The sequence below is a fragment of the Actibacterium atlanticum genome (assembly GCF_000671395.1).
Taxonomy (GTDB): Bacteria; Pseudomonadota; Alphaproteobacteria; order Rhodobacterales; family Rhodobacteraceae; genus Actibacterium_D; species Actibacterium_D atlanticum.
The window spans coordinates 55,908-77,207 of record NZ_AQQY01000010.1; the positions used below are offsets into that span (position 1 = coordinate 55,908).

20 protein-coding genes are annotated in these 21,300 nt (G+C 58.1%); 12 read left to right on the top strand and 8 right to left on the bottom strand.

Going from position 1 to position 21,300, the window contains the following annotated elements:
* Window positions 1-56: 56 nt before the first annotated feature.
* From ATO10_RS13515 to ATO10_RS13525, 3 genes are all read right to left on the bottom strand, one after another.
* Complete coding sequence (locus ATO10_RS13515) at window positions 57-1,061, bottom strand: ABC transporter substrate-binding protein (RefSeq protein ID WP_035252465.1); 1,005 nt, start codon at window positions 1,059-1,061, stop codon at window positions 57-59.
* A gap of 145 nt (window positions 1,062-1,206) precedes the next feature.
* Window positions 1,207-1,854, bottom strand: coding sequence for an HAD family hydrolase (locus ATO10_RS13520; RefSeq protein WP_035252468.1), 648 nt, complete (start codon window positions 1,852-1,854; stop codon window positions 1,207-1,209).
* Between the two features lie 84 nt (window positions 1,855-1,938).
* Window positions 1,939-3,921, bottom strand: a complete 1,983-nt coding sequence (locus ATO10_RS13525) for a bifunctional 2',3'-cyclic-nucleotide 2'-phosphodiesterase/3'-nucleotidase (protein ID WP_238323504.1) — start codon at window positions 3,919-3,921, stop codon at window positions 1,939-1,941.
* 178 nt (window positions 3,922-4,099) lie between these two features.
* Here ATO10_RS13525 and nudC point away from each other — a divergent pair, with 178 nt between their 5' ends.
* Both nudC and ATO10_RS13535 read left to right on the top strand, forming a co-directional pair.
* Window positions 4,100-5,068 (top strand): NAD(+) diphosphatase, encoded by a 969-nt coding sequence (gene nudC / locus ATO10_RS13530; protein WP_035252470.1) that lies wholly within the window; start codon window positions 4,100-4,102, stop codon window positions 5,066-5,068.
* A gap of 39 nt (window positions 5,069-5,107) precedes the next feature.
* Window positions 5,108-5,587, top strand: coding sequence for an SRPBCC family protein (locus ATO10_RS13535; protein ID WP_035252473.1), 480 nt, complete (start codon window positions 5,108-5,110; stop codon window positions 5,585-5,587).
* A gap of 12 nt (window positions 5,588-5,599) precedes the next feature.
* On the opposite strand, the gene ATO10_RS13540 is transcribed toward ATO10_RS13535, so the two are convergent.
* Window positions 5,600-6,445 (bottom strand): prephenate dehydratase, encoded by an 846-nt coding sequence (locus tag ATO10_RS13540; RefSeq protein WP_035252474.1) that lies wholly within the window; start codon window positions 6,443-6,445, stop codon window positions 5,600-5,602.
* A 105-nt stretch (window positions 6,446-6,550) separates the two neighbouring features.
* Between ATO10_RS13540 and ATO10_RS13545 the strand changes: the two genes are divergently transcribed.
* The 5 genes from ATO10_RS13545 (at window position 6,551) to ATO10_RS13565 (ending at window position 13,040) form a co-directional block, all read left to right on the top strand.
* Window positions 6,551-7,078 (top strand): c-type cytochrome, encoded by a 528-nt coding sequence (locus tag ATO10_RS13545; RefSeq protein WP_035252476.1) that lies wholly within the window; start codon window positions 6,551-6,553, stop codon window positions 7,076-7,078.
* A gap of 164 nt (window positions 7,079-7,242) precedes the next feature.
* Entirely contained in the window at window positions 7,243-9,150 is a 1,908-nt protein-coding gene (locus ATO10_RS13550; protein ID WP_051598152.1) for an extracellular solute-binding protein, read from the top strand.
* A 16-nt stretch (window positions 9,151-9,166) separates the two neighbouring features.
* On the top strand, window positions 9,167-10,321 hold the full coding sequence (locus ATO10_RS13555; RefSeq protein WP_035252479.1) for a microcin C ABC transporter permease YejB: 1,155 nt from the start codon (window positions 9,167-9,169) through the stop codon (window positions 10,319-10,321).
* Window positions 10,322-10,323: 2 nt separating this feature from the next.
* Window positions 10,324-11,430: an ABC transporter permease gene (locus tag ATO10_RS13560; RefSeq protein WP_035252480.1), complete on the top strand. Its 1,107-nt coding sequence runs from the start codon at window positions 10,324-10,326 to the stop codon at window positions 11,428-11,430.
* Window positions 11,427-13,040, top strand: coding sequence for an ABC transporter ATP-binding protein (locus tag ATO10_RS13565; RefSeq protein WP_035252482.1), 1,614 nt, complete (start codon window positions 11,427-11,429; stop codon window positions 13,038-13,040). Before ATO10_RS13560 ends, ATO10_RS13565 begins: the two co-directional genes overlap by 4 nt.
* On the opposite strand, the gene ATO10_RS13570 is transcribed toward ATO10_RS13565, so the two are convergent.
* Both ATO10_RS13570 and hemN read right to left on the bottom strand, forming a co-directional pair.
* A complete protein-coding gene (locus ATO10_RS13570) occupies window positions 13,037-13,534 on the bottom strand; it encodes a DUF995 domain-containing protein (RefSeq protein ID WP_035252483.1) in 498 nt (165 codons plus the stop codon). The two genes, ATO10_RS13565 and ATO10_RS13570, sit on opposite strands and share 4 nt — an antisense overlap.
* A gap of 168 nt (window positions 13,535-13,702) precedes the next feature.
* A complete protein-coding gene (gene hemN / locus ATO10_RS13575; protein WP_035252487.1) occupies window positions 13,703-15,058 on the bottom strand; it encodes an oxygen-independent coproporphyrinogen III oxidase in 1,356 nt (451 codons plus the stop codon).
* A 66-nt stretch (window positions 15,059-15,124) separates the two neighbouring features.
* Between hemN and fnrL the strand changes: the two genes are divergently transcribed.
* A complete protein-coding gene (gene fnrL, locus ATO10_RS13580) occupies window positions 15,125-15,868 on the top strand; it encodes a transcriptional regulator FnrL (protein WP_035252489.1) in 744 nt (247 codons plus the stop codon).
* A 1-nt stretch (window position 15,869) separates the two neighbouring features.
* Here the strand turns inward: fnrL and ATO10_RS13585 are convergent, their stop codons facing one another.
* Window positions 15,870-16,709: a universal stress protein gene (locus tag ATO10_RS13585; protein WP_035252492.1), complete on the bottom strand. Its 840-nt coding sequence runs from the start codon at window positions 16,707-16,709 to the stop codon at window positions 15,870-15,872.
* A 205-nt stretch (window positions 16,710-16,914) separates the two neighbouring features.
* On the opposite strand from ATO10_RS13585, the gene ccoN reads away from it, so the two are divergent.
* From ccoN to ccoP, 4 genes are read left to right on the top strand one after another with little or no spacing between them, the layout of a single operon-like run.
* The gene (ccoN, locus tag ATO10_RS13590; RefSeq protein ID WP_035252494.1) at window positions 16,915-18,513 is read left to right on the top strand and encodes a cytochrome-c oxidase, cbb3-type subunit I; all 1,599 of its coding nucleotides are present in this window, start codon (window positions 16,915-16,917) and stop codon (window positions 18,511-18,513) included.
* A gap of 14 nt (window positions 18,514-18,527) precedes the next feature.
* Window positions 18,528-19,253, top strand: a complete 726-nt coding sequence (gene ccoO, locus ATO10_RS13595; protein WP_035252497.1) for a cytochrome-c oxidase, cbb3-type subunit II — start codon at window positions 18,528-18,530, stop codon at window positions 19,251-19,253.
* 11 nt (window positions 19,254-19,264) lie between these two features.
* Window positions 19,265-19,471 (top strand): CcoQ/FixQ family Cbb3-type cytochrome c oxidase assembly chaperone, encoded by a 207-nt coding sequence (locus ATO10_RS13600; protein WP_035252500.1) that lies wholly within the window; start codon window positions 19,265-19,267, stop codon window positions 19,469-19,471.
* A complete protein-coding gene (ccoP, locus tag ATO10_RS13605) occupies window positions 19,468-20,343 on the top strand; it encodes a cytochrome-c oxidase, cbb3-type subunit III (protein ID WP_035252502.1) in 876 nt (291 codons plus the stop codon). The genes ATO10_RS13600 and ccoP overlap by 4 nt, the downstream gene beginning before the upstream one ends.
* Before the next feature lie 137 nt (window positions 20,344-20,480).
* Here the strand turns inward: ccoP and ATO10_RS13610 are convergent, their stop codons facing one another.
* On the bottom strand, window positions 20,481-21,176 hold the full coding sequence (locus tag ATO10_RS13610; protein ID WP_035252504.1) for a DUF2270 domain-containing protein: 696 nt from the start codon (window positions 21,174-21,176) through the stop codon (window positions 20,481-20,483).
* Between the last annotated feature and the right edge of the window lie 124 nt (window positions 21,177-21,300).

Genomic DNA, 21,300 nt, shown 5'->3' on the forward strand with positions numbered 1-21,300 from the left:
GATTGTCCAGAAAGAAGCGCGCGCGGGCAAAGAACCATCGCCCGCGCGCTAGGGCCTTATTTCAGCGCGAAGTTGCCTTCGGGCAGATAGGCGTCGGTGAAGTACAGGGACGCGTCAGGCGCTGACTTGAACTCGTATGTTTCGCCGATCTGGGCCAAGGCGGCCTCCATACGTTCGGCGTCGATCCCACCCATGCCGTTTTCCATGACGTAATCGGTGGCAACGTTGTCGTCGATCGCCAGTTTCAGACGCCAGGCCTCAAGGTCGACATCTGCGGCCGGGTTTCGCTTGGCAACCATGGCGGCACCGGCCGCGGGGTCCGCAATGACGTCTTTCCAACCGGCGGCAACGGCGCCCAGGAAGCCTTTGACCAGATCTGGGTTGGCCTCGGCAAATTCTGTGTTCACAATGATCGCGTTGCCGTAAAGCGATAGGCCATAATCCGCCATCAAGATGGTGGAAATATCGTCTTCAGGCACGCCCAGACGCACAAGGTTCAGGAAAGACGAGAACGAGAACCCGGTGACGGCGGCGACTTTGCCTTCGGCCAGCATCGGTTCGCGGGTTGGGAATCCTACGGGTTCAACCGTGATCGCGCTGACGTCCAGATCGTTGGCAGACGCAAACGGCGGGAACTGGGCCCATGCGCCATCGGGCGGCGGGGCGCCCAGGACTTTACCTTCAAGGTCTTTCGGCGTTTCAACGCCCAGCGACTTGCGGCCCACCACAGCGAAGGGCGGTTTGTCGTAGATCATCATCACGGCTGTGACAGGCGCGCCGGGGTTTTGATCCAGAAATTTCACCAAAGAGTTGATATCGGCAAAGCCAAAGGGAAACGCGCCGGTGGCAACCTTGGGGATCGCATCCAGCGAGCCTTTCCCGGCGCTGATTTCAACATCCAGCCCAGCAGCGGCAAAGTGGCCATTATCGGCCGCGGCGAAATAGGCGGCCGAGGGGCCTTCGAATTTCCAGTCCAGTGTAAACGGGGTCTTGGTTTCAGCCAGAGCAGCCGTGGCGCTGATCGCAGCGGCGGCGGCGATGGCCAGAGATTTCATAAGCATCTTTTCTTCCTCGCACTTAAATCGCGTCGACCATGGCCGTACCGCGTATCAGCGACGAGGGGGTGGCAAGGTCAACTGCATTGCAGAATATGCATTTGTTGACCGATTGGGCAAACTTTTACCGAATGCACAAAAATCGGGCCGCTCAGGGCGCGAGGCCAGCCGCCTGCGCCCCCGCGATCAAATCATCCGCTATAAAATGGGCAAGCCCAAGGGGGGCCGGTTTCATATCGGGCACTTGGACAACTGTCATGCCAGCTGCAAGCGCGGCGCGCACGCCGGTTTCGCTGTCTTCAAAGGCGATGCAATCGGACGGGGCGTGGCCCAAACGGCTGGCGGCCTCTAGGTAGGGGTCAGGCGCGGGTTTGGGGTTGGCAATACAGTTGAATCCAACAAGCGTGTCAAAGCGGTGGTCCAGCCCGGCTTGGCCCAGTTTTTCCCACGCACGTTTGGTTTGGGTCGAGGTGGCGATGGCTTTGGGCAGAGGCAGCGCATCGACCAGATCCAGCATCTCGACCGCGCGTGGTCGCAAGGGCACACCGTTTTCGAACCGACGGTCACACGCGATGGTCCACAAGGTGTTCAGCCGGTCCATATCCAGATCATGGCCCAGAAAATCGCGCAGCAGCTGTGCGCCGGTTTCGTGATCTTTGCCCATCAGCTGATCCACAAAGAACTGATACGGCACGTCCAGCCCCATCTGCGCGCAGGCTTCGACACCGGCCTCTTGCGCGACACGCTCGGTATCCAGCAACAGGCCGTCCATGTCGAAAATAACCGCTTTGAACCGCATCTCGCGCCCTCCTGTTTCAATGCCAGAGATAAGCAAGCCCCCCGATAAGTCGAGAGAGCCTGACGCAAGATTTATGTCGGTTCGTTACAAGTCGATGCGGAACCGGGTAAACCCGCCGGGGGCCTCGCCCGCCGGAGAAATCGACATGCCCGGCACCTTGTCAGCATATTGCGCGGCCTTAGGGCCGGTGTCGAACAACACGCTGGTCCCCGGCAGGGCGGCAAAGCGCCAATTGGCGTCGGCCTGCAGGCTGACGGTGCCTTGTTCAACGATATAGCGCACAACGACATCGCGGTTGGTATCAGGGGCCTCGAACACCACCGTTGTGCCGTCATTGCCGGGGAAGTGCCCGCCACCGCCTGCGCGATAGTTGTTTGTTGCGACGATGAATTCATCGTTCGGCGCGACCTGTTTGCCCTGATAGGTCAGGTTGATGATCCGGCGCGCACCCGGGTTGATAACCTCGCCCGAACGTTCGGCGTATTTCGAAGGCTGGCTCAGGTCGATTTCATAGTCGACCCCTTCGATGACGTCGAAATTGTAGCTGGGGAAATCCGGGTTCAACAGCAACTGATCCGGCTGCCCCGGTGTGATCTGGTTGAACATGCCAGCCGAGCGTTCCAGCCAGTCGCGCAACTGGGCGCCACTGATCCGAACGGCGCGCAGGGTGTTGGGATAAAGGTACAGATCGGCGACATTCTTGATCGCGACATCGCCCACTGGTACGTCGGTATAATACTCGGGCCCGCCCCGCCCTCCGGCCTTGAATGGCGCTGCCGCGGAAAGGATAGGCAGCCCCTCATGCGGCGTGCCTTTCATCATTTCGCGCACGTACCATTGTTGGGCGTCCGCCACGATCTGAACCGAAGGATCATCCGCAACCAGAGCGAAGTAGGAATGGAGCGGTGTAGTGGTTTTGCCCACAGCTCGGCGGACATAGGCCAGTGTTTCTTCGTGGTCCTTGGCCAGCGCCTCCAGCACGTATTGCTGGCTGTCGACCAAAGGCTGCACTTTGCGGTCTTCGCTGCGCTTGAAAATTGGCCGGGCCTCGGTCGCATGACCTATCACGCGCCATTCATTGCCCGAGCGTTCGATCATCAAGTCGATCAACCCCAGATGCGAGCCCCAGAACCCACCCATCGCGGCGGGTTTGCCGTGTATCGTGCCAGCCTTGGCATCGACGGCGGCCATGCCTTCGTAGGTTGAGGACGGGAAAACCAAGTGGCTGTGCCCGGTCAGCACGGCGTCTATGCCATCAATCGCAGCCAGCGGGACACTGGCGTTTTCCATGCCGTCAAAATGGTCGGCGCGCCCGATACCTGAATGCGACAGGGCGACGATCAGGTCCGCGCCCTCTTCCTTCATTTGCGGCACATAGGCGGCGGCGCTTTCAATAATGTCGCGTACCTGCACGTTGCCTTCCAGATGACGGCGATCCCAGTTCATGATTTGCGGCGGCACAAAGCCGATCAGGCCGATGTTGATCTGATGACGCTGGCCCGCGCCATCGGTGACGTGTCGTTTCAGGATGACATAAGGTTTGACCAACGTGGTATCGCGCAGGGCGCTACTGCCTTTTTCCTTGATTACATTTGCCGACACTACCGGGAAATCTGCCCCGGCAAGCGATTTCACCAGGAAATCCAGACCATAGTTGAACTCATGATTGCCCAGTGTTGTGGCGTCGAAACCAACGGTGTTCATCGCGGTGATCACCGGGTGCATGTCCCCTTCTTTCATGCCGCGTTCATAGGCGATGTAATCACCCATCGGGTTGCCCTGCAGGAAGTCCCCGTTGTCCAATAAGATCGAGTTCGTGGCCTCTTGCCGGATCGCCCTGATATGGGTCGCAGTACGGGCAAGGCCCACGGTGTCCACCGGGCGATCCCCGTAATAGTCATAGGGGTACACATGCACATGGAGATCGGTTGTCTCCATGATGCGCAGATGCGCCTGGTTGCCCGCCGCCCGGGCCGAGAATGGATGCAGTGCGATCAAGGACGCCCCCGCAATACTGCCAGACAAGAATGCCCGGCGGTTCAGATCAGTTGTATCAGTACGTACCACTTTGCGCCCCTGCGATTAAACAGCGACGGCATTGTTCGCGCGGTGCGTTTCGTTGCCGTGACACTAGGATGAATTTTCTGCGGGGGCGAGATGGAAATCGCGCTTAAGGCGAGTTTTTATAATATTGCTAACGTTGGGCCTCCGTGGCACCAATGCGCCGACACAGAGTGAGGCGAACATGCAACACGCAGAGACAGTTACCTTTGGCGGTTCAGCGCTGGATCGCGCGGCTCATCTGCGCGGGGATGCGCAGCAGATGGCGCAGCTCTGGCAAAAGCCTGACACGCAGGTTGTGCCGCTCTGGCGTGGTAAGCCGTTGGTTCTCGCCGAGAGTTTGGATCAGTTGCACTGGCTGCGCGCGCAAGACCCGCTGGTTTCGGCCAGACAATGCGATGCGGTGTTCCTTGGGCTTGATGAGGACGGGCAGGCAAGGTTTGCCGCGGATTTGTCCGACTGGCAGCCCGATGTTCTGCCCGAAGATCTGAATGCGTTTGTCGACCTGTCTTTGCAGCATCACCCGGATTTGCCTGAAACCGTCGGTTTTGCCGAGTTGCGACGTGTTATGGCGCGTCTGTCAGCGCGCGATGCAGAGTATGCCGCGATGGCGCGTGGGCTGTTCGAATGGCACCGCAGTCATGGGTTCTGTTCAAACTGTGGCGCCCCAAATACCCGAAGCTTTGCGGGGTGGCAGGCCACATGCTCCAGCTGTGGGCGGCATCACTTTCCGCGCACTGATCCGGTAGTGATCATGCTGATTACCCGGGGCAATTCAGTTTTGATGGGGCGCTCGCCGGGATGGCCCGAAGGGATGTATTCACTGCTGGCCGGGTTTGTTGAGCCGGGCGAGACGATCGAGGCCGCCGTGCGCCGAGAAACCTTTGAAGAAGCAGGAATTCGTGTCGGAGGTGTCAGCTATCTGGCGTCACAACCCTGGCCGTTTCCGGCGTCTTTGATGATGGGGTGTCGCGGGCAGGCGGTCACGGATGACATCAAGATTGATCCCGAAGAGATCGAAGATGCCCTTTGGGTCAGCCGCGAAGAAATGCTGCTTTCCTTTGCAGGTGAGCATTCTGAAATCGCTCCGGCGCGTTCCGGCGCGATTGCGCGGTTTTTACTTGAAAACTGGCTTGCGGATCGTCTGGATTAACGCCAGAAAAGAGCGGCATTCAAAACGGCGCGGCAACATATGAAATTCACCACTAAAGAAGACATCGAAGCCCCGATCGATCAGGTCTTTGCTGTGTTGTCGGATTTCGAATCCTATGAACGTGCGATCCTGCGCCGGGGCGCGGATTTGAACCGTATTGATGACCTGACCGCGCCGGGCGTAGGCATGCGCTGGCTGTGCAAGTTCAAGTATCGTGGTCGTTTTCGGACGCTCACCGCTGATCTGGTTGAATTCGACCCTGACGAAGTGATTAAGCTGAAAACCCACAGCAACGGTATCGACGGCATGTTTCAGATCGAACTGCTGAAGCTGTCTCAGCGCCATACCCGCCTTAGCGTCGTCATGGAGATGAAACCCAACACCCTGACCGCGCGCCTTTTCCTGCAGTCTCTGCGGCTGGCCAAGAGTGGCCTGACCCGCAAATTCAAGAAAAGCGTTCACGACTATGCCGAAGAATTGGAAGCCCGATTGGGCGGCAATACCGTCGGCTTTGCCTAAATCGCGCGCCGCTTATTTGCGGCGCGGATCGGCGGGATACACGCCCAGGATGTCCATCTGACTGGTGAAATAGGCCAGTTCTTCCAAGGCCAACTGCACGTTTTTGTCATCCGGGTGGCCTTCGATATCGGCATAGAATTGCGTTGCCGAGAAAGACCCGTCCACCATATAGCTTTCCAGCTTGGTCATGTTGACGCCGTTGGTCGCGAAACCACCCATCGCTTTATACAGCGCTGCCGGGATGTTGCGCACGCGGAACACAAAGCTGGTCATCATGCCAGAAGGGCCACGCCGCGACAGGTCAGGTGCGCGCGCCATAACCAAAAAGCGGGTGGTGTTGCGGTCATGGTCCTCAATGTGGCGGGCCAGAACCTCAAGGCCGTAGATCTCGCCCGCCAGTTCCGAGGCCAGCGCCGCCTGCGTAGGATCGCCCAGTTCTGCCACATGCATTGCCGAGCCCGCGGTATCAGCCCCGGTCAGCGGATCGATTCCATGCTGGCGCAAAAAGGCGCGACACTGGCCCAGCAAAACTGTGTGGCTTTGTGCGGTTTTGACCTTGTCCAACTGCGACCCTTTGACACCCAAAAGGTTAATGTGCACCCGCACGAAGGCCTCGTTGATAATGTGCAGCCCGGATTCAGGCAAAAGGCGATGAATATCGGCGACCCGGCCATAGGTCGAGTTCTCGACCGGCAGCATTGCCAGATCGGCACGCCCTTCGCGGACAGATTCGATAACGCCCTCAAAGGTTTTGCAGGGAAGGGCCTCTAATTCAGGGTAAGCCTCGTGGCAGGCCTGATGCGAGTAGGCTCCAGGCTCTCCTTGGAAGGCAATCCGCCCAGTCTTGATGCTGTTCATCGCACTTTCTTCGCTTTCTTCCGGGTGTTCGCGGTAACTACACCTTGCATCACCCAAGGGGAAGCGCGTAGATGTGCCGCAAAGCAGAGACTACGGGAGAGCGTCATGTTTGACACAATGACGATTACTAAGGTTATCGGCGCCGTTTGCGGCTCGCTTCTGATTTTCCTGTTGGGAAGTTGGGCGGCAGAATCGCTGTATCACACGGGCGGCGGTCATGGTCATGGTGATGATCACCAGCAAGCCTATGTCATCGACACGGGCGCCGATGAGGCTGAAGAAGCCGCGGAAGAAGAAGTGCAAGTTCCCTTCGCTGAGTATCTGGCCGCAGCTGATGCTGCCAGCGGCGAGAAAGTTTTCAAGAAATGTAAAGCCTGCCACAAAGTGGATGGCAACAACGGCACAGGCCCTTACCTGAATGGGGTTGTTGGCCGCGCTGCAGGTTCGGCTGATGGCTTTGGTTACTCGGGCGCACTGGTTGCGGTTGTCGACAACTGGACCCCGGAGCACCTGAACGGTTTCCTCGAGAACCCCAAAGGTTACGCACCGGGCAACAAGATGTCGTTCAAAGGTCTGAACAAGGTTGAAGACCGCGCCAATCTGGTAGCTTACCTTCAGTCTCTGGGCGGCTAAGCCTCCCGCGACTATCGAAATGTCTAAGGCCGTCCCATCCGGGGCGGCCTTTTTCTTGTGCGATCACGTCTGTTCACGCAATCTCAACTTGAACACTGGCGCAGCCCCGCCTTTACTTGACCCTGACGCATTCGGGACCACGTCTCGATAAACAGGAGGATTTCATGCACGATCACCGTAGGGCGAAGGCCGTCGCCATTTCCAAGGCACAATCCACGCCAAACTGGGCGGGCTGGGCGTTGGGTGCCGGGCTTATTGCTTTGCTGGCAGCGGCGCCGATGGCGCGGGCCGAAGAGGTGATCAAAGCCCATGGGATATCGACCTTCGCTGAACTTAAGTACCCCGCTGATTTTCCGCATCTGGATTACGTAAACCCCGATGCCCCTAAGGGGGGCGAGATTTCGATCTGGGCGTTTGGCTCGTATGACAACATGCACGCCTATACGATCAAAGGCAGTGCGGAACGCCTGTCGTCCGTGTTTTTCGAGTCCCTTTTGGCTGGAACGGCTGATGAGATCGGCTCGGGCTACTGTCTGCTGTGTGAAACGCTGGAATACCCTAAGGACCGGAGCTGGGTGATCTTTAACCTGCGCCCCGAGGCCAAATTCTCTGATGGCAGCCCGCTGACCGCCGAAGACGTCGTGTTTTCATATGAAACTTTTCGCGACAAAGGCCTGCCCAGCTATCGCGCGCAGCTGACGCAAAAGGTTGAAACCGCCGAGGCTCTGGGCCCGCATCAGGTGAAGTTCACCTTTAAGACGGATGCCCCCAAACGCGATCTGCCGCAAGACGTAGGCAGCATACCGATTTTCTCCAAGGCGCATTACATTGCCAATGACCGCGACTTTGAAGAGACCTCTCTGGAGCCTTTGCTTGGCTCGGGCCCTTACGTTGTTAAAGAGCTGGATGTGGGGAAGACCTCTGTCTACGGCTACAACGAAGATTACTGGGGTGCCGACCTGCCGATCAACATCGGTCGCAACAACTTTGCGACCCTGCGGCTCGAATACTACGCCGATTACAACTCGGCGTTCGAGGGGTTCAAAGGCGGCACCTATACGTTCCGCAACGAAGCTTCCTCGAAAACATGGGCCACGTCTTACGACTTCCCTGCGGTTGAAAACGGTCAGGTCAAGAAAGTCGAACTGCCCGACGGGAACAAAGCGACCAATCAGGCTTTTATTCTGAACACGCGCAACCCGCATCTACAGGACCGCCGCGTGCGTCAGGCGCTGGGCTTGATGTTCAACTTTGAATGGTCCAACGAGAAACTGTTTTATGGCCTATATGCGCGGGTGAACTCGTTCTGGGAAAACACCGACATGGCCGCCGAGGGCCTGCCGTCGCCCGAAGAACTGGCAATTCTGGAACCTTTGGCCGATATCCTGCCCCCCGGCGTGCTGGATCAGCCGCCGCTGGATGCGCCGACGTCAGGCGCACGTCAGTTGGATCGCAAGAACCTGCGCGCCGCCGCAGCGTTGCTGGACGAGGCCGGCTGGATTGTTGGCGACGACGGTATGCGCCGCAATGACATCGGTGAAACCCTGCGGGTTGAGTTTCTGAATGACAGTCAAACCTTTGATCGTGTCATCAACCCCTATGTGGAAAACCTGCGCCGATTGGGCGTAGATGCGGTGCACGAGCGGGTCGACAACGCGCAGGCCACCAATCGCGAACGCCCTCCCGAGTATGATTTTGATCTGGTCACCGGCTTTCTGAGCACCGGTTACATCCCGGGTTCCGAATTGCGCCAGTATTTCGGGTCCCAAACCGCCGATACCTCGACCTTCAACAAGATGGGGCTGCGTTCCGAGGCTGTCGACAAGCTGATCGATGTGGTGCTGGCTGCCGAGAGCGAAGCCGAAATGAAAACCGCCGTACGGGCGCTTGACCGGGTCTTGCGCGCGGAAAGCTTCTGGATCCCGCAGTGGTATAAGAATGCCCACACGGTGGCCTATTACGACATCTTCGAGCACCCCGATCCGCTTCCCCCCTATTCTCTGGGAAATCTGGATTTCTGGTGGTACAACGCTGAAAAAGCAGAAAAACTGAAGGCCGAAGGCGCCTTCTGAGCAGGCAGGTAATTCCATGGGCGCCTATATCCTCAGGCGATTGGCTCTGATCATCCCGACACTTCTTGGGATCATGCTGATCAACTTTGCCCTTACGCAATTCGTGCCCGGCGGCCCGATTGAACAGATCATCGCCCAAAGCCAGGGCGAAGGCGACGTGTTCGAAGGCATCGCCGGTGGCGGGGATGCGGGCGCTGAAAGCGGGCAGGGCAACGATGAACGCTATCTTGGCGCGCGCGGCTTGCCGCCCGAGTTTCTGGCCGAGCTAGAGGTCGAACTGGGTTTCGCCCGTATCGTCTGTGCCCCCGGGTTCGACGGGGAACCTGATCTGAAGGCACCTGAATGCGCCAAGGAAGACATTGGCATCGTTGAACGCTTCGGCATCATGATGGGCAACTATCTGACCTTTGATTTTGGCGACAGTTACTTTCGATCAACCGGGGTGATTGATCTGGTCATTGAAAAAATGCCTGTCTCGATCACGCTGGGCCTGTGGTCTACGCTGATCGCCTATATCATCTCGATCCCGCTGGGCATTCGCAAGGCGGTCAAGGATGGCTCGGCGTTCGATACATGGACCTCGGGCGCGATTATCGTTGGCTATGCCATCCCCGGCTTTCTGTTCGCGTTGCTGTTGTTGGTGGTATTCGCGGGGGGGTCGTATTTCAAATGGTTCCCGCTCAGGGGGCTGACATCGGACGGGTTCGAAGACCTTTCTCTGATCGGCAAGGTGCTGGATTACTTCTGGCACATCGCCCTGCCGGTGCTGGCCTCGACCATTTCGGGTTTTGCCACCCTGACCCTGCTGACCAAAAACAGCTTTCTGGACGAGATCAAAAAGCAATACGTCATGACCGCCCGCGCCAAAGGGCTGGGTGAGAGCAAGGTCCTGTATGGCCACGTCTTCCGCAACGCCATGCTGATCGTGATCGCCGGTTTCCCGGCGCTGTTCATCGGGGTGTTCTTTGGCTCTTCGATCATCATCGAAACCCTGTTCTCGCTCGATGGTTTGGGCCGCTTGGGGTTTGAGGCAGCCGTGGCGCGCGATTACCCGGTGGTATTTGGCACGCTCTATGTGTTCGGGTTGATCGGCCTGCTGGTGGGTATCCTGTCAGACCTGATGTATGTGCTGGTTGATCCGCGGATCGACTTTGAAAGCCGGGAGACGTGATCATGAAGCTGTCTCCGCTGAACCAACGCCGTTGGCAGAACTTCAAACGCAATCGCCGGGCGTTCTGGTCGCTGATCATCTTCAGCGTGCTGTTTGGCCTGTCGTTGTTCGCCGAGGTGCTGGCCAATGACAAACCGATCTATGTCAGCTATCGCGGCGAAAGCCATTTCCCGATCTACAACTTCTACCCCGAAACCGCCTTTGGCGGCGATCTGCGGACCGAGGCGGTTTATCGCGACATCGAAATTCAGTGCCTGATTATCTCGGGCGGAGAGCTGGATTGCTGGGATGACCCCGAAGGGATTATCGCGGATGCCCAAGACGGCGAGATAGCTGGGGAGGTCATCGAAAAGGGCCGCATCCTCTGGCCGTTGATCCCCTACAGCTATTCCACGATCAACGATATCGATGGCACCGCGCCCTCGGCGCCCGATGCCAAGCACTGGCTGGGCACGGATGACACGGCGCGCGATGTGCTGGCGCGGGTGATCTATGGCTTCCGCCTGTCGATCTTTTTCACGCTGATCGTGACCTCTTGTGCCACGGTGATTGGCATCGTGGCCGGGGCAGTGCAGGGGTATTTTGGCGGCTGGACCGACTTGATCTTCCAAAGGGTGATCGAAATCTGGACCTCCACGCCGCAGCTATACATCATCATCATCCTGTTCGCGATCTTAGGGCGCAGTTTCTGGCTGTTGGTGTTCCTGACCATCTTGTTTGGCTGGCCCGCTTTGGTGGGCGTGGTCAGGGCCGAGTTCCTGCGCGCCCGCAACCTTGAGTATGTGCGCGCGGCCAAGGCGCTGGGCGTTAGCAACATGACCATCATGTTCCGCCATATGCTGCCCAATGCGATGGTCGCCACGCTGACCATGCTGCCCTTCATCATCACCGGCACGATCAGCACGCTTGCGTCGCTGGATTTCCTTGGGTTTGGCCTGCCGTCCTCGGCCCCGTCGCTGGGTGAAATGGCGCTGCAAGCGAAACAGAACATCCAAGCACCATGGCTGGGATTCACCGCATTCAGCGTCTTCGCGATCATGCTGTCGCTTCTGGTGTTCATTTTCGAAGGCGTCCGCGACGCGTTTGACCCAAGAAAGACCTTCCAATGAGCGCGCTTTTGGATGTGCAGAACCTGTCAGTCAGCTTCCGGCAGGATGGTAAGGACAGCCTTGCGGTTAAAGGCGTGTCCTTTGCGGTGAACCGCGGGGAAACCGTGGCTTTGGTGGGCGAGTCCGGCTCGGGCAAATCGGTTTCGGCCCTGTCGACCGTGTCGCTTTTGCCCGACAGCGCCACGGTCAAAGGCTCGATCACCTATGATGGTCAGCAGATGGTCGGGGCTGACAAGGCCCGGCTGCAAAAAGTGCGCGGCAACGACATCAGCTTTATCTTTCAAGAGCCCATGACTTCGCTGAACCCGCTGCACACGCTGGAACGCCAGCTGCGCGAAAGTATCGAGCTGCATCAGGGTCTGCGCGGCGACGCCGTGCGCGACCGGATCATCGAGCTGCTGCATAAGGTGGGCATCCGTGATCCCGAAACCCGGCTGGGCGCCTATCCGCATCAGCTGTCGGGCGGGCAGCGTCAGCGTGTGATGATCGCCATGGCGCTGGCCAACGGCCCCGATCTGCTGATCGCGGATGAGCCGACCACGGCGTTGGACGTGACCATTCAGGCACAAATTCTGGAACTGCTGGCCGAGCTGAAAGAGGCCGAAGGCATGAGCCTTCTGTTCATCACCCACGATCTGGGCATCGTGCGCCGTTTCGCGGATCGGGTCTGTGTGATGAAAGACGGTGAGATCGTCGAAACCGGCCCCACGGCTGAAATCTTCGACGCCCCCCAACACCCCTATACCCAGATGCTGTTGGGGGCTGAACCTTCGGGTCAGCCGGGTCCGGTTCCACAGGATGCGCCGCAGCTGGTTGAAACCGATGCCTTGCGCGTCTGGTTCCCGATCAAGCGCGGATTTTTCGGGCGCACAGCAGGCTATGTCAAAGCGGTCAACGAGGCCTCGATCAGTGTGCGCGCAGGTGAAACGCTGGGCATTGTGGGCGAATCCGGTTCCGGCAAGACCACGTTGGCCTTGGCCATCATGCGGTTGATTTCATCGCAAGGCGGGATCGGCTTTGACGGTCAGGACATTCAGGGCTGGAAATCCAAACAGTTACGCCCGTTGCGCCGTGACATGCAGATCGTGTTCCAAGACCCATATGGCTCGCTTAGCCCGCGCATGACGATTGAGCAGGTCATCGCCGAAGGTCTGGGTGTGCACGGTCTGGAGCCAGGCCGTGACCGTCATGAAATGGTCGCCGACATCATGCAAGAGGTCGGGCTGGACCCGGACACCATGCACCGCTATCCGCACGAATTTTCTGGCGGACAGCGCCAGCGCATCGCGATTGCCCGCGCCATGATCCTGAACCCGCGTCTGTTGGTTCTGGATGAACCGACCTCGGCGCTGGATATGACAGTGCAGGTACAGATCGTTGATCTGCTGCGCGATCTGCAACAACGCCACAAGCTGGCCTATCTGTTTATCAGCCACGACCTGAAAGTCGTGCGTGCTTTGTCGCACAAGGTGATCGTGATGAAGCAGGGCGACATTGTCGAAGCTGGCCCTGCCGCGCAAATCTTTGATGCGCCGCAAACGGACTATACCCGCGCCCTGATGGCCGCAGCGTTTGACCTTGAGGCCGACGAAAGCGTTATCGGGGCTTAGCCGTCCAGCTCAAGCTCGCGTACAACTTCGTTGTAGATGCCCAACGAGTAATCCCCACGGCTCATGTCATCGCGGTTCACGCGGCTCCATGCACTGTTCGTGGTGACGTTTTTTGACCAGATACGTCCGTTAGCGTCACGCGCAAAGCGTTCACAGCTTAGCTGTTTCTTGCTTTTGACTTTGAAGTCCTGCGGCCAATGCCAGCGGGCCTGATCGCATTTCTTGCCATCGGTCGTGATGTACCACCGTCCAGAAGCAACCGATCTTTCGCCCGAGTTTACCGCACGATATGTGCCATCCGAGCCGCGAAAGGCAAAGGATCCTTCCCCCCAGTTTTCCGTTCGGTTGCCATAGATTTCATAAATTTCTTCGGCCGTCAGAAGCGTCGCATCATCGGGCAGGGCAAAGAACAACAACATCTGCGCCGAGGCTATGCCCGGCGACAGCACTAACGCCGCAAGGGCGGCTTTCAACAGGTTTGAATAGTTACGCATAAGACTTAACGCTCCCCCTCCTATTATGATCAGGCGAACGGGCACAGCACACATAGCCTTCACCCCAGGGGGTAAAAGAGGCCGTGCTCGAACTGCCATATGTCGTTAAGTGTAGAAGAACTATACAAAAAAACGCGGGTTGAATCAAATTGTTGGCATGAGCAGCGCTTAGATGGCCGAGCTGTGCCCGGCTTTGGACAGGTCATAAGCATCAAAGCCCCGCGCAATCATCCGGGTCAGTGCCCGCGCATGGGGTGGAACCTCAAACCCTGCCGAACTTACCACGACCATGTCGGGAAATTCCTTTGCAACGTCGCCAAACATGGCGTTAAGCGCCGCGTCTTCGATGTTGAATGTCTGTTTGATCTCGGCGGCGTCGATGCGAAAGTCACACATCAAGGCTTCGATCATTCGGGACCGTAGTTTGTCATCGTCACTGAATACATGGCCGCGCCCGGTGGCGAACTGCCCCTCGCGGATACGCGCGGTATATTCAGACGTCGAAGCCTTGTTTTGCGCAAAACCTTGCGGAAACTTCGAAATGGACGAAGCCCCAAGCCCGATCAGCACTTCGGCCGTATCATCCGTATAGCCCTGGAAATTGCGGCGCAACGTTCCCGCATCCAGAGCACGGGTCAGGCCATCCTCGGGGCGCGCGAAATGATCAATCCCGATGTCGCGATAACCATCCCATCGGAACAGATCGGCGGCAGTTTCAAACAGCTTCAGGCGCTCTTGTGGGGTGGGCAGGGCATCAGATGGGATCATCTGTTGCCGCTTCGCCATCCATGGCACATGGGCATAGCCATAGAGCGCCACCCGATCCGGTGACAGCGACAGCAGCTTTTGCACGGACTCCGAGATTTTCTCGGTGGTCTGATGGGGCAGGCCAAACAGAATATCCGCGTTCAGGCTGTCGATCCCGCGCGCCCGAATCATGTCGGCGGCGCGTTTTGTTACGTCATAGCTTTGATCGCGTCCGATGACCTTTTGAATCTCGGGATCGAAATCCTGCACCCCGATTGAGGCGCGGTTCATCCCGGCCGCAGCCAATGCATCCAGCCGGGCCTCGTCGATCTCGTTTGGGTCGATCTCGACGGAAAATTCGGCGTCTTCGCCCAAAGGGGTGATGGCGAACACGGCCTCTGCCAGCTCGGTCATCATGTCGGCGGCCATAAGTGTTGGCGTGCCCCCGCCCCAATGCAGGCGCGACAGTGTGACGCCCTCGGGCAGGGCGCGTCCCAGCATGGTTATTTCGGTTTTCAACGTATCCAGATAGGCGCGTATTGGCTTGTCCGAGCGCGTGCCTTGAGTGCGGCAAGCGCAAAACCAGCACAGACGGCTGCAAAAAGGGACGTGCAGATACAGAGAGATACGGTCACCGGGCCGAATCGAATCGACCCAGCTGGTGAATTGCTCTGTGCCGACTGACGCGGAAAAATGGGGGGCCGTGGGGTAACTTGTGTACCGGGGCACCCGCGCGTCAAACAGACCGAGCCGAGTAAGTTGCGATTCAGTGTTCATTACCCTAGGTTTATGAATATGCCCGATCTCTCTCTTTGATCGAAATCAAAAGCAAAGCGCCAAATCATGCTCAAAGATGTCCCATCTACCAAAGTAGATTGTGAATCCTGCCCAATCCGCCACCGAGCCGTGTGCGCGCGATGTGATGCGGATGAGTTGGATGAGCTGGAAGAGATGAAATATTATCGCAGCTTTGAAGCCGGTCAGACCATCATCTGGTCGGGCGATAAGATGGATTTTGTGGCGTCTGTTGTTGAAGGCATCGCCACTCTCAGCCAAACCATGGAAGACGGGCGCACGCAGATGGTTGGTCTGTTGTTGCCTTCAGATTTTGTCGGGCGTCCCGGGCGCGATACGGCGGCCTATGACGTGATCGCCACAACGCCGCTGGTCATGTGCTGTTTCCGGAAAAAGCCGTTCGAGGAACTGATGCTGCGGACCCCGCATGTGGGGCAGCGGCTGTTGGAAATGACACTGGATGAACTGGACGCAGCGCGCGAATGGATGTTGTTGCTGGGCCGTAAAACCGCGCGCGAAAAGATCTCCAGCCTGCTGGCCATTATCGCCCGCCGCGATGCGTCGATCAGCATCGGCACCGAAGCAGGGCGGGTGGTCTTTGATCTGCCTCTCACGCGCGAGGCCATGGCCGATTATCTTGGTTTGACACTGGAAACCGTCAGCCGTCAGATTTCGGCGCTCAAAAAGGATGGGGTGATCCAGCTGGAGGGCAAACGTCACGTCACGGTGCCCGACATGGATCGCCTGATGGACGAAACCGGCGACGATACCGACGGCGGCATTTTCGTCTGATCTAGTGCGCCATCAGCACGGGAACCGGGCAGTTTTCCATCATATTTCTGGTCGCGCCCCCCAGAATGGCTTCGCGCAGACGCGAATGGCCATAGGCGCCCATGATCAGGCTGTCAGCCGCCATATCGTTCACGTGGCGTGCCAACACATCTGAAATCCGGGGCATGGTCTTGGCCAGAACCGAGATTTCTGTGCGCACCCCATGCCGTCCCAACCATTGCGACACCAACCCGCCGGGGTCAGACCTGTCCGGTCCATGCTGGGGCGGGTCGACGACAGCGATGTTCACCATTTCAGCCTGCTGAAGCAGCGGCAAAGCGGCGCGCAATGCGGCCAGGGCCTCGGCGCTTTGGTTCCAGCCGATCACAATGCGCTTGCCGATCCCTTCGATCTTAGCCTTTTCAGGCATCACCAACACCGGGGTTTTTCCGTTGAACAAGGCCGCTTCAATCGCGGCTTCATCTTCGATGCCGCGGTTGTCGCCATAGGGTTTAGGCAGGATTACCATGTCAGAAAACATCGCCCGCCGTGCCACGACCTGAGACAAGCCCGCGACCTGCGCCATGCAGGCTTCGCTGCTCCAGCGCACTGTCTCGGGCGCCATGCGGGCCTTAACGGCGGCTTCAGCTGCTTCCGCATCTTCCTGGGCACGTTTAAGCGTCTCTTGCATGACCGTCGCATTTACGCCGGCATAGTAATAGCCGGTCTGGGTGCGATCCAGACCAAGGCAAAGGATGTCCAGATGCGCATCTTCACGGATCGCCATCGCGATGGCTTGTTCCAGCGCGGATTTCTGCAAATCCGGATTATTCACGATGGTCAGCAGCGTTTTAAAGGCCACGGGGTCCTCCTTGGATGGGCCGTTGGCGCTAAACCGCGCCCCCGGCTGCGACAAACCGTCTTGGTTACTTGAAACTACCCCGCCCTCAGACGTCGGCATTGACATGGATCAAGGCGATTGAAGCCGGGCGCTCGCATATCTCACGACGTGGAAAACGGTTCTGCCCCCAATTCGAATCGGGGCTGAAAGGACAAAGGGACGCAAAATGTGGGACTATCTTAAGCTGGTCATTCTTGGTGTTATCGCGGTGCTTGCCGCGATTGCTGCCAACTATGCCCGAGATGTCGCCTACCTTGTAAACGCGCTCACCGTGATGGCGGCTGCCGCCATCACTTTCGTTGTGGTGCTGCGGGGTATGGATGAAGACAAATCAATCGACACGTCGGAATATATGGACGGAGTCGTCCGTGCCGGTGTGATCGCAACCGCCTTTTGGGGCGTTGTCGGTTTTGCCGCAGGGACGTTCATCGCGTTTCAGCTGGCGTTTCCGGCACTGAATTTCGAATGGGCCCAAGGCTATGCCAACTTTGGCCGCCTGCGTCCCTTGCACACCTCGGCAGTGATTTTCGCCTTTGGTGGCAACGCGTTGCTGGCTTCGTCGTTCTATGTGGTACAGCGCACCTCGGCGGCGCGCCTTTGGGGTGGGAACCTTGCATGGTTCGTATTCTGGGGCTTCCAGCTGGTGATCGTGCTGGCCGCAACCGGCTATCTGCTGGGCGCAACGCAGGGCAAGGAATACGCAGAACCTGAATGGTACGTCGACTGGTGGCTGACCATCGTCTGGGTGGCCTATCTGGCGGTCTTCCTAGGCACCATCATCAAACGTAAAGAGCCGCACATCTATGTGGCCAACTGGTTCTACCTGTCGTTCATCGTGACCGTCGCGATGCTGCATCTGGTCAACAACCTGTCGATCCCCGTGTCGATCTTCGGCTCGAAATCGGTGCAGGTGTTCGCAGGTGTGCAAGACGCGATGACCCAGTGGTGGTACGGCCACAACGCTGTGGGCTTCTTCCTGACCGCAGGCTTCCTGGGCATGATGTACTACTTCGTGCCGAAACAGGCTGAACGCCCGGTCTACAGCTATAAACTGTCGATCATTCACTTCTGGGCGCTGATCTTCCTGTATATCTGGGCTGGTCCGCACCACTTGCATTACACCGCATTGCCGGATTGGGCTTCGACCCTTGGTATGGTCTTCTCGATCATGCTGTGGATGCCCAGCTGGGGTGGCATGATCAACGGCCTGATGACGCTGTCGGGGGCTTGGGACAAGCTGCGCACCGACCCTGTGATCCGCATGATGGTGATCTCGGTTGGCTTTTACGGCATGTCCACCTTCGAAGGTCCGATGATGTCGATCAAGGCTGTGAACAGCCTGAGCCACTACACTGACTGGACCATTGGTCACGTGCACTCGGGTGCGTTGGGCTGGAACGGCATGATCACCTTTGGTGCGCTGTACTTCCTGGTTCCCAAACTGTGGAACAAGGAACGCCTGTACAGCCTGTCGATGGTGTCCTGGCACTTCTGGCTGGCAACAATCGGGATCGTCCTTTACGCCTCGGCCATGTGGGTCACCGGCATCATGGAAGGTCTGATGTGGCGCGAAGTCGATGCGCAGGGCTTCTTGGTGAACTCCTTCGCTGACACCGTGGCCGCCAAGTTCCCGATGTACGTTGTACGTGGTCTGGGTGGGGTCCTGTTCCTGGCAGGCGCAGTCATCATGTGCATCAACCTGTGGAAAACCGTGACAAGCGTCGAGGGTAAATCCCCCGCCGCCGTCCCGGCACCCGCTGAATAAGGGAGACATCACAGATGGCTATCCTCGACAAACATAAGATCCTCGAGAAAAACGCAACGCTGCTTTTGGTGTTTAGTTTCCTCGTCGTCACCATCGGCGGCATCGTAGAGATCGCCCCCCTCTTCTACCTCGAAAATACCATCGAGGAAGTGGACGGCGTGCGCCCCTACTCGCCGCTCGAGATGGAAGGTCGCAACATCTATATCCGCGAAGGCTGCTATGTCTGCCACTCGCAGATGATCCGACCGATGCGCGACGAAGTGGAACGCTATGGCCACTATAGCCTTGCGGCAGAATCCATGTACGACCACCCGTTCCAATGGGGCTCCAAGCGGACAGGTCCTGACCTGGCCCGTGTCGGCGGCCGCTACTCGGACGAGTGGCATGTGGACCACCTGATCGACCCGCAGTCGGTTGTGCCTGAATCGGTGATGCCGAAGTATGGCTACCTGGTGAACCGCATGGTCGACGGCAAGTACATCGAAGACGTCCTGCGCACGAATGCTCTGGTCGGTGTGCCTTACACCGAAGAGATGCTGGAGAACGCCAAGGCCGACTTTGATGCGCAAATTGACCCATGGGGTGACACCGATGGCCTTCTGGAACGCTATCCGGGGGCACAGGTGCGCAACTTCGACGGCCAGCCCGGTATCTCCGAGATGGACGCTCTGGTTGCTTATCTCCAGATGCTTGGCACGTTGGTTGACTTCTCGACCTTCGAGCCGGTCGCAAGTCGTTAAGGAGCGAGCCAATGGACCTGTATTCCATACTGCGCGAGTTCGCCGACAGCTGGATGCTGCTGTTCCTGACCTTGTTCTTTGTCGGAGTGTTTGTCTGGGTCATGCGCCCGGGCAGCACCCGCCAATACAAGGACACGGCTGACATCCCGTTCCGGCACGAAAACAAACCAGCCGCCGACGATGACACAGTCGCGCGCTACGAGGAGGTGCGGTCATGAGCCAAACCGACAAAAACAAGCCTGGTGAGGTCGAAACAACCGGCCACAGCTGGGATGGTATCGAAGAGTATAACAACCCCCTGCCGCGTTGGTGGCTCTACAGCTTCTATGCCTGTATCCTTTACGCGATCGTCTACACCATCGCCTATCCGGCATGGCCCTTGTTGAAGGAAGCCACCCCCGGCGTTCTGGGTTTCTCGACCCGCGCCAATGTGGCTGCCGAGATCGAAAAGTTCGACTCCATGAACGCGCCGGTCGAAAGCAAGCTGGTCGCGGCGGACCTGACCGCCATCGCTGCGGATCCGGAACTGTCGAACTATACCAACAATGCTGGTTCGGCCGTATTCCAGACTTGGTGCGCACAGTGCCACGGTTCGGGTGCCTCGGGTTTCGCATCGCTGGGCTATCCCAACCTGCTGGACGATGACTGGCTGTGGGGCGGCACGATTGAGGACATCCACCTGACCATCTCGCACGGTATCCGCAACGAAGAAGACGCAGATGCGCGTTATTCTGAAATGCCGGCATTCGGGCGTGACGAAATTCTCAGCGACGAGGAAATCGGTCAGACGGTTCAATACGTGATGAAACTGTCGGGTCAGGATCATGACATGGCGGCCGCAACCGCGGGCGAGACCCTGTTCCTGGATAATTGCTCGTCCTGCCACATGGAAGACGGCACCGGCGATATCTATCAGGGTGCTCCGAACCTGACCGATGCGGTTTGGCTCTATGGCGGGGATGCGGAAACGCTGACCGAAACCATCGCCCAGTCGCGTTATGGCGTGATGCCGTCGTGGAAAGGTCGTTTGTCCGAAGCCGATATCCGCGCCGTCGCAGCCTACGTTCACCAGCTGGGTGGCGGCGAATAAACACAGAGCTTCCGGGGCGCTCCGGCGTCCCGGTTGAAAGCACCGGTCCCTATCCTGTTCGCGCGTTTCCAAGGGGCCGGTGCATTTTTACTTAGCGCGCCTTGGGTTAAAACCCAGCCCCTTCGTCAAATCTCTGCTTAGCCAAGTGCCTGACTGCCGCCGCGTTCTGCTGCACGTTTGGCGTCTCGACTGCTGGTGAGAAAGGCAAACACCGCCCAAAGCCCCAGATAGCTGCATCCCATGAGCAAAATAAGTTCGCCAGGGATAGCGCCAAGTTCGGCACGCGTGACCAGATCATTCCAGCTCTTGATGGGCGTTGGGTGCACGGCCAGTTTGCCAATGAAGGCCAGAAACTGGATCGTCAAAATCCACAGATAGTTGCGTCTGATCCGCCGCCCCATCGCGGTGGCAAAGCTGATGTGGTAGTCGGGTCTCCAGTAGTCATGCGCCAGCGTTTTCTGCCAGTTTTCTTCTGTGTGCAGATCGCCGTCATCCAGCATCGGCGCGTAGAAATGGGTTTCAAGATACCGCGCCCGGGCACGCCAGACGTTGAAATACCGATACCTGCGGGCTTCCAGAACCATAAACAACCAGATCAGCACCCCCACCACCAACAGCGGGATCGAAGAGGCCTCGGGCGAGGCGAATGAGATCGACAATGCCACGCCCAGCGTGACAACAGACCAGTTTGTCGTGGTATCCAGCCGGGTGCGCCAGATCGTGCTGCGATAAACCTCGCCCCGGTATAAGTGCGCCAAAGCGCCAATTTCTGCAGGTGTAAATTCACGTTTTTGCGTCGCTGATGCCTTGGGCACCTCCGCCAGCTTCGCCATTTTTCCTCCCTTACCGGCTGGTTTGCAGCCTTGTTTTCCCCACCTTGGCACAATCGTCCGTGCTGGGCAAAGCCCCTGATTTGCAAAAACCGCCGCGCAGGAATTGCCACATGTGGGATGCATC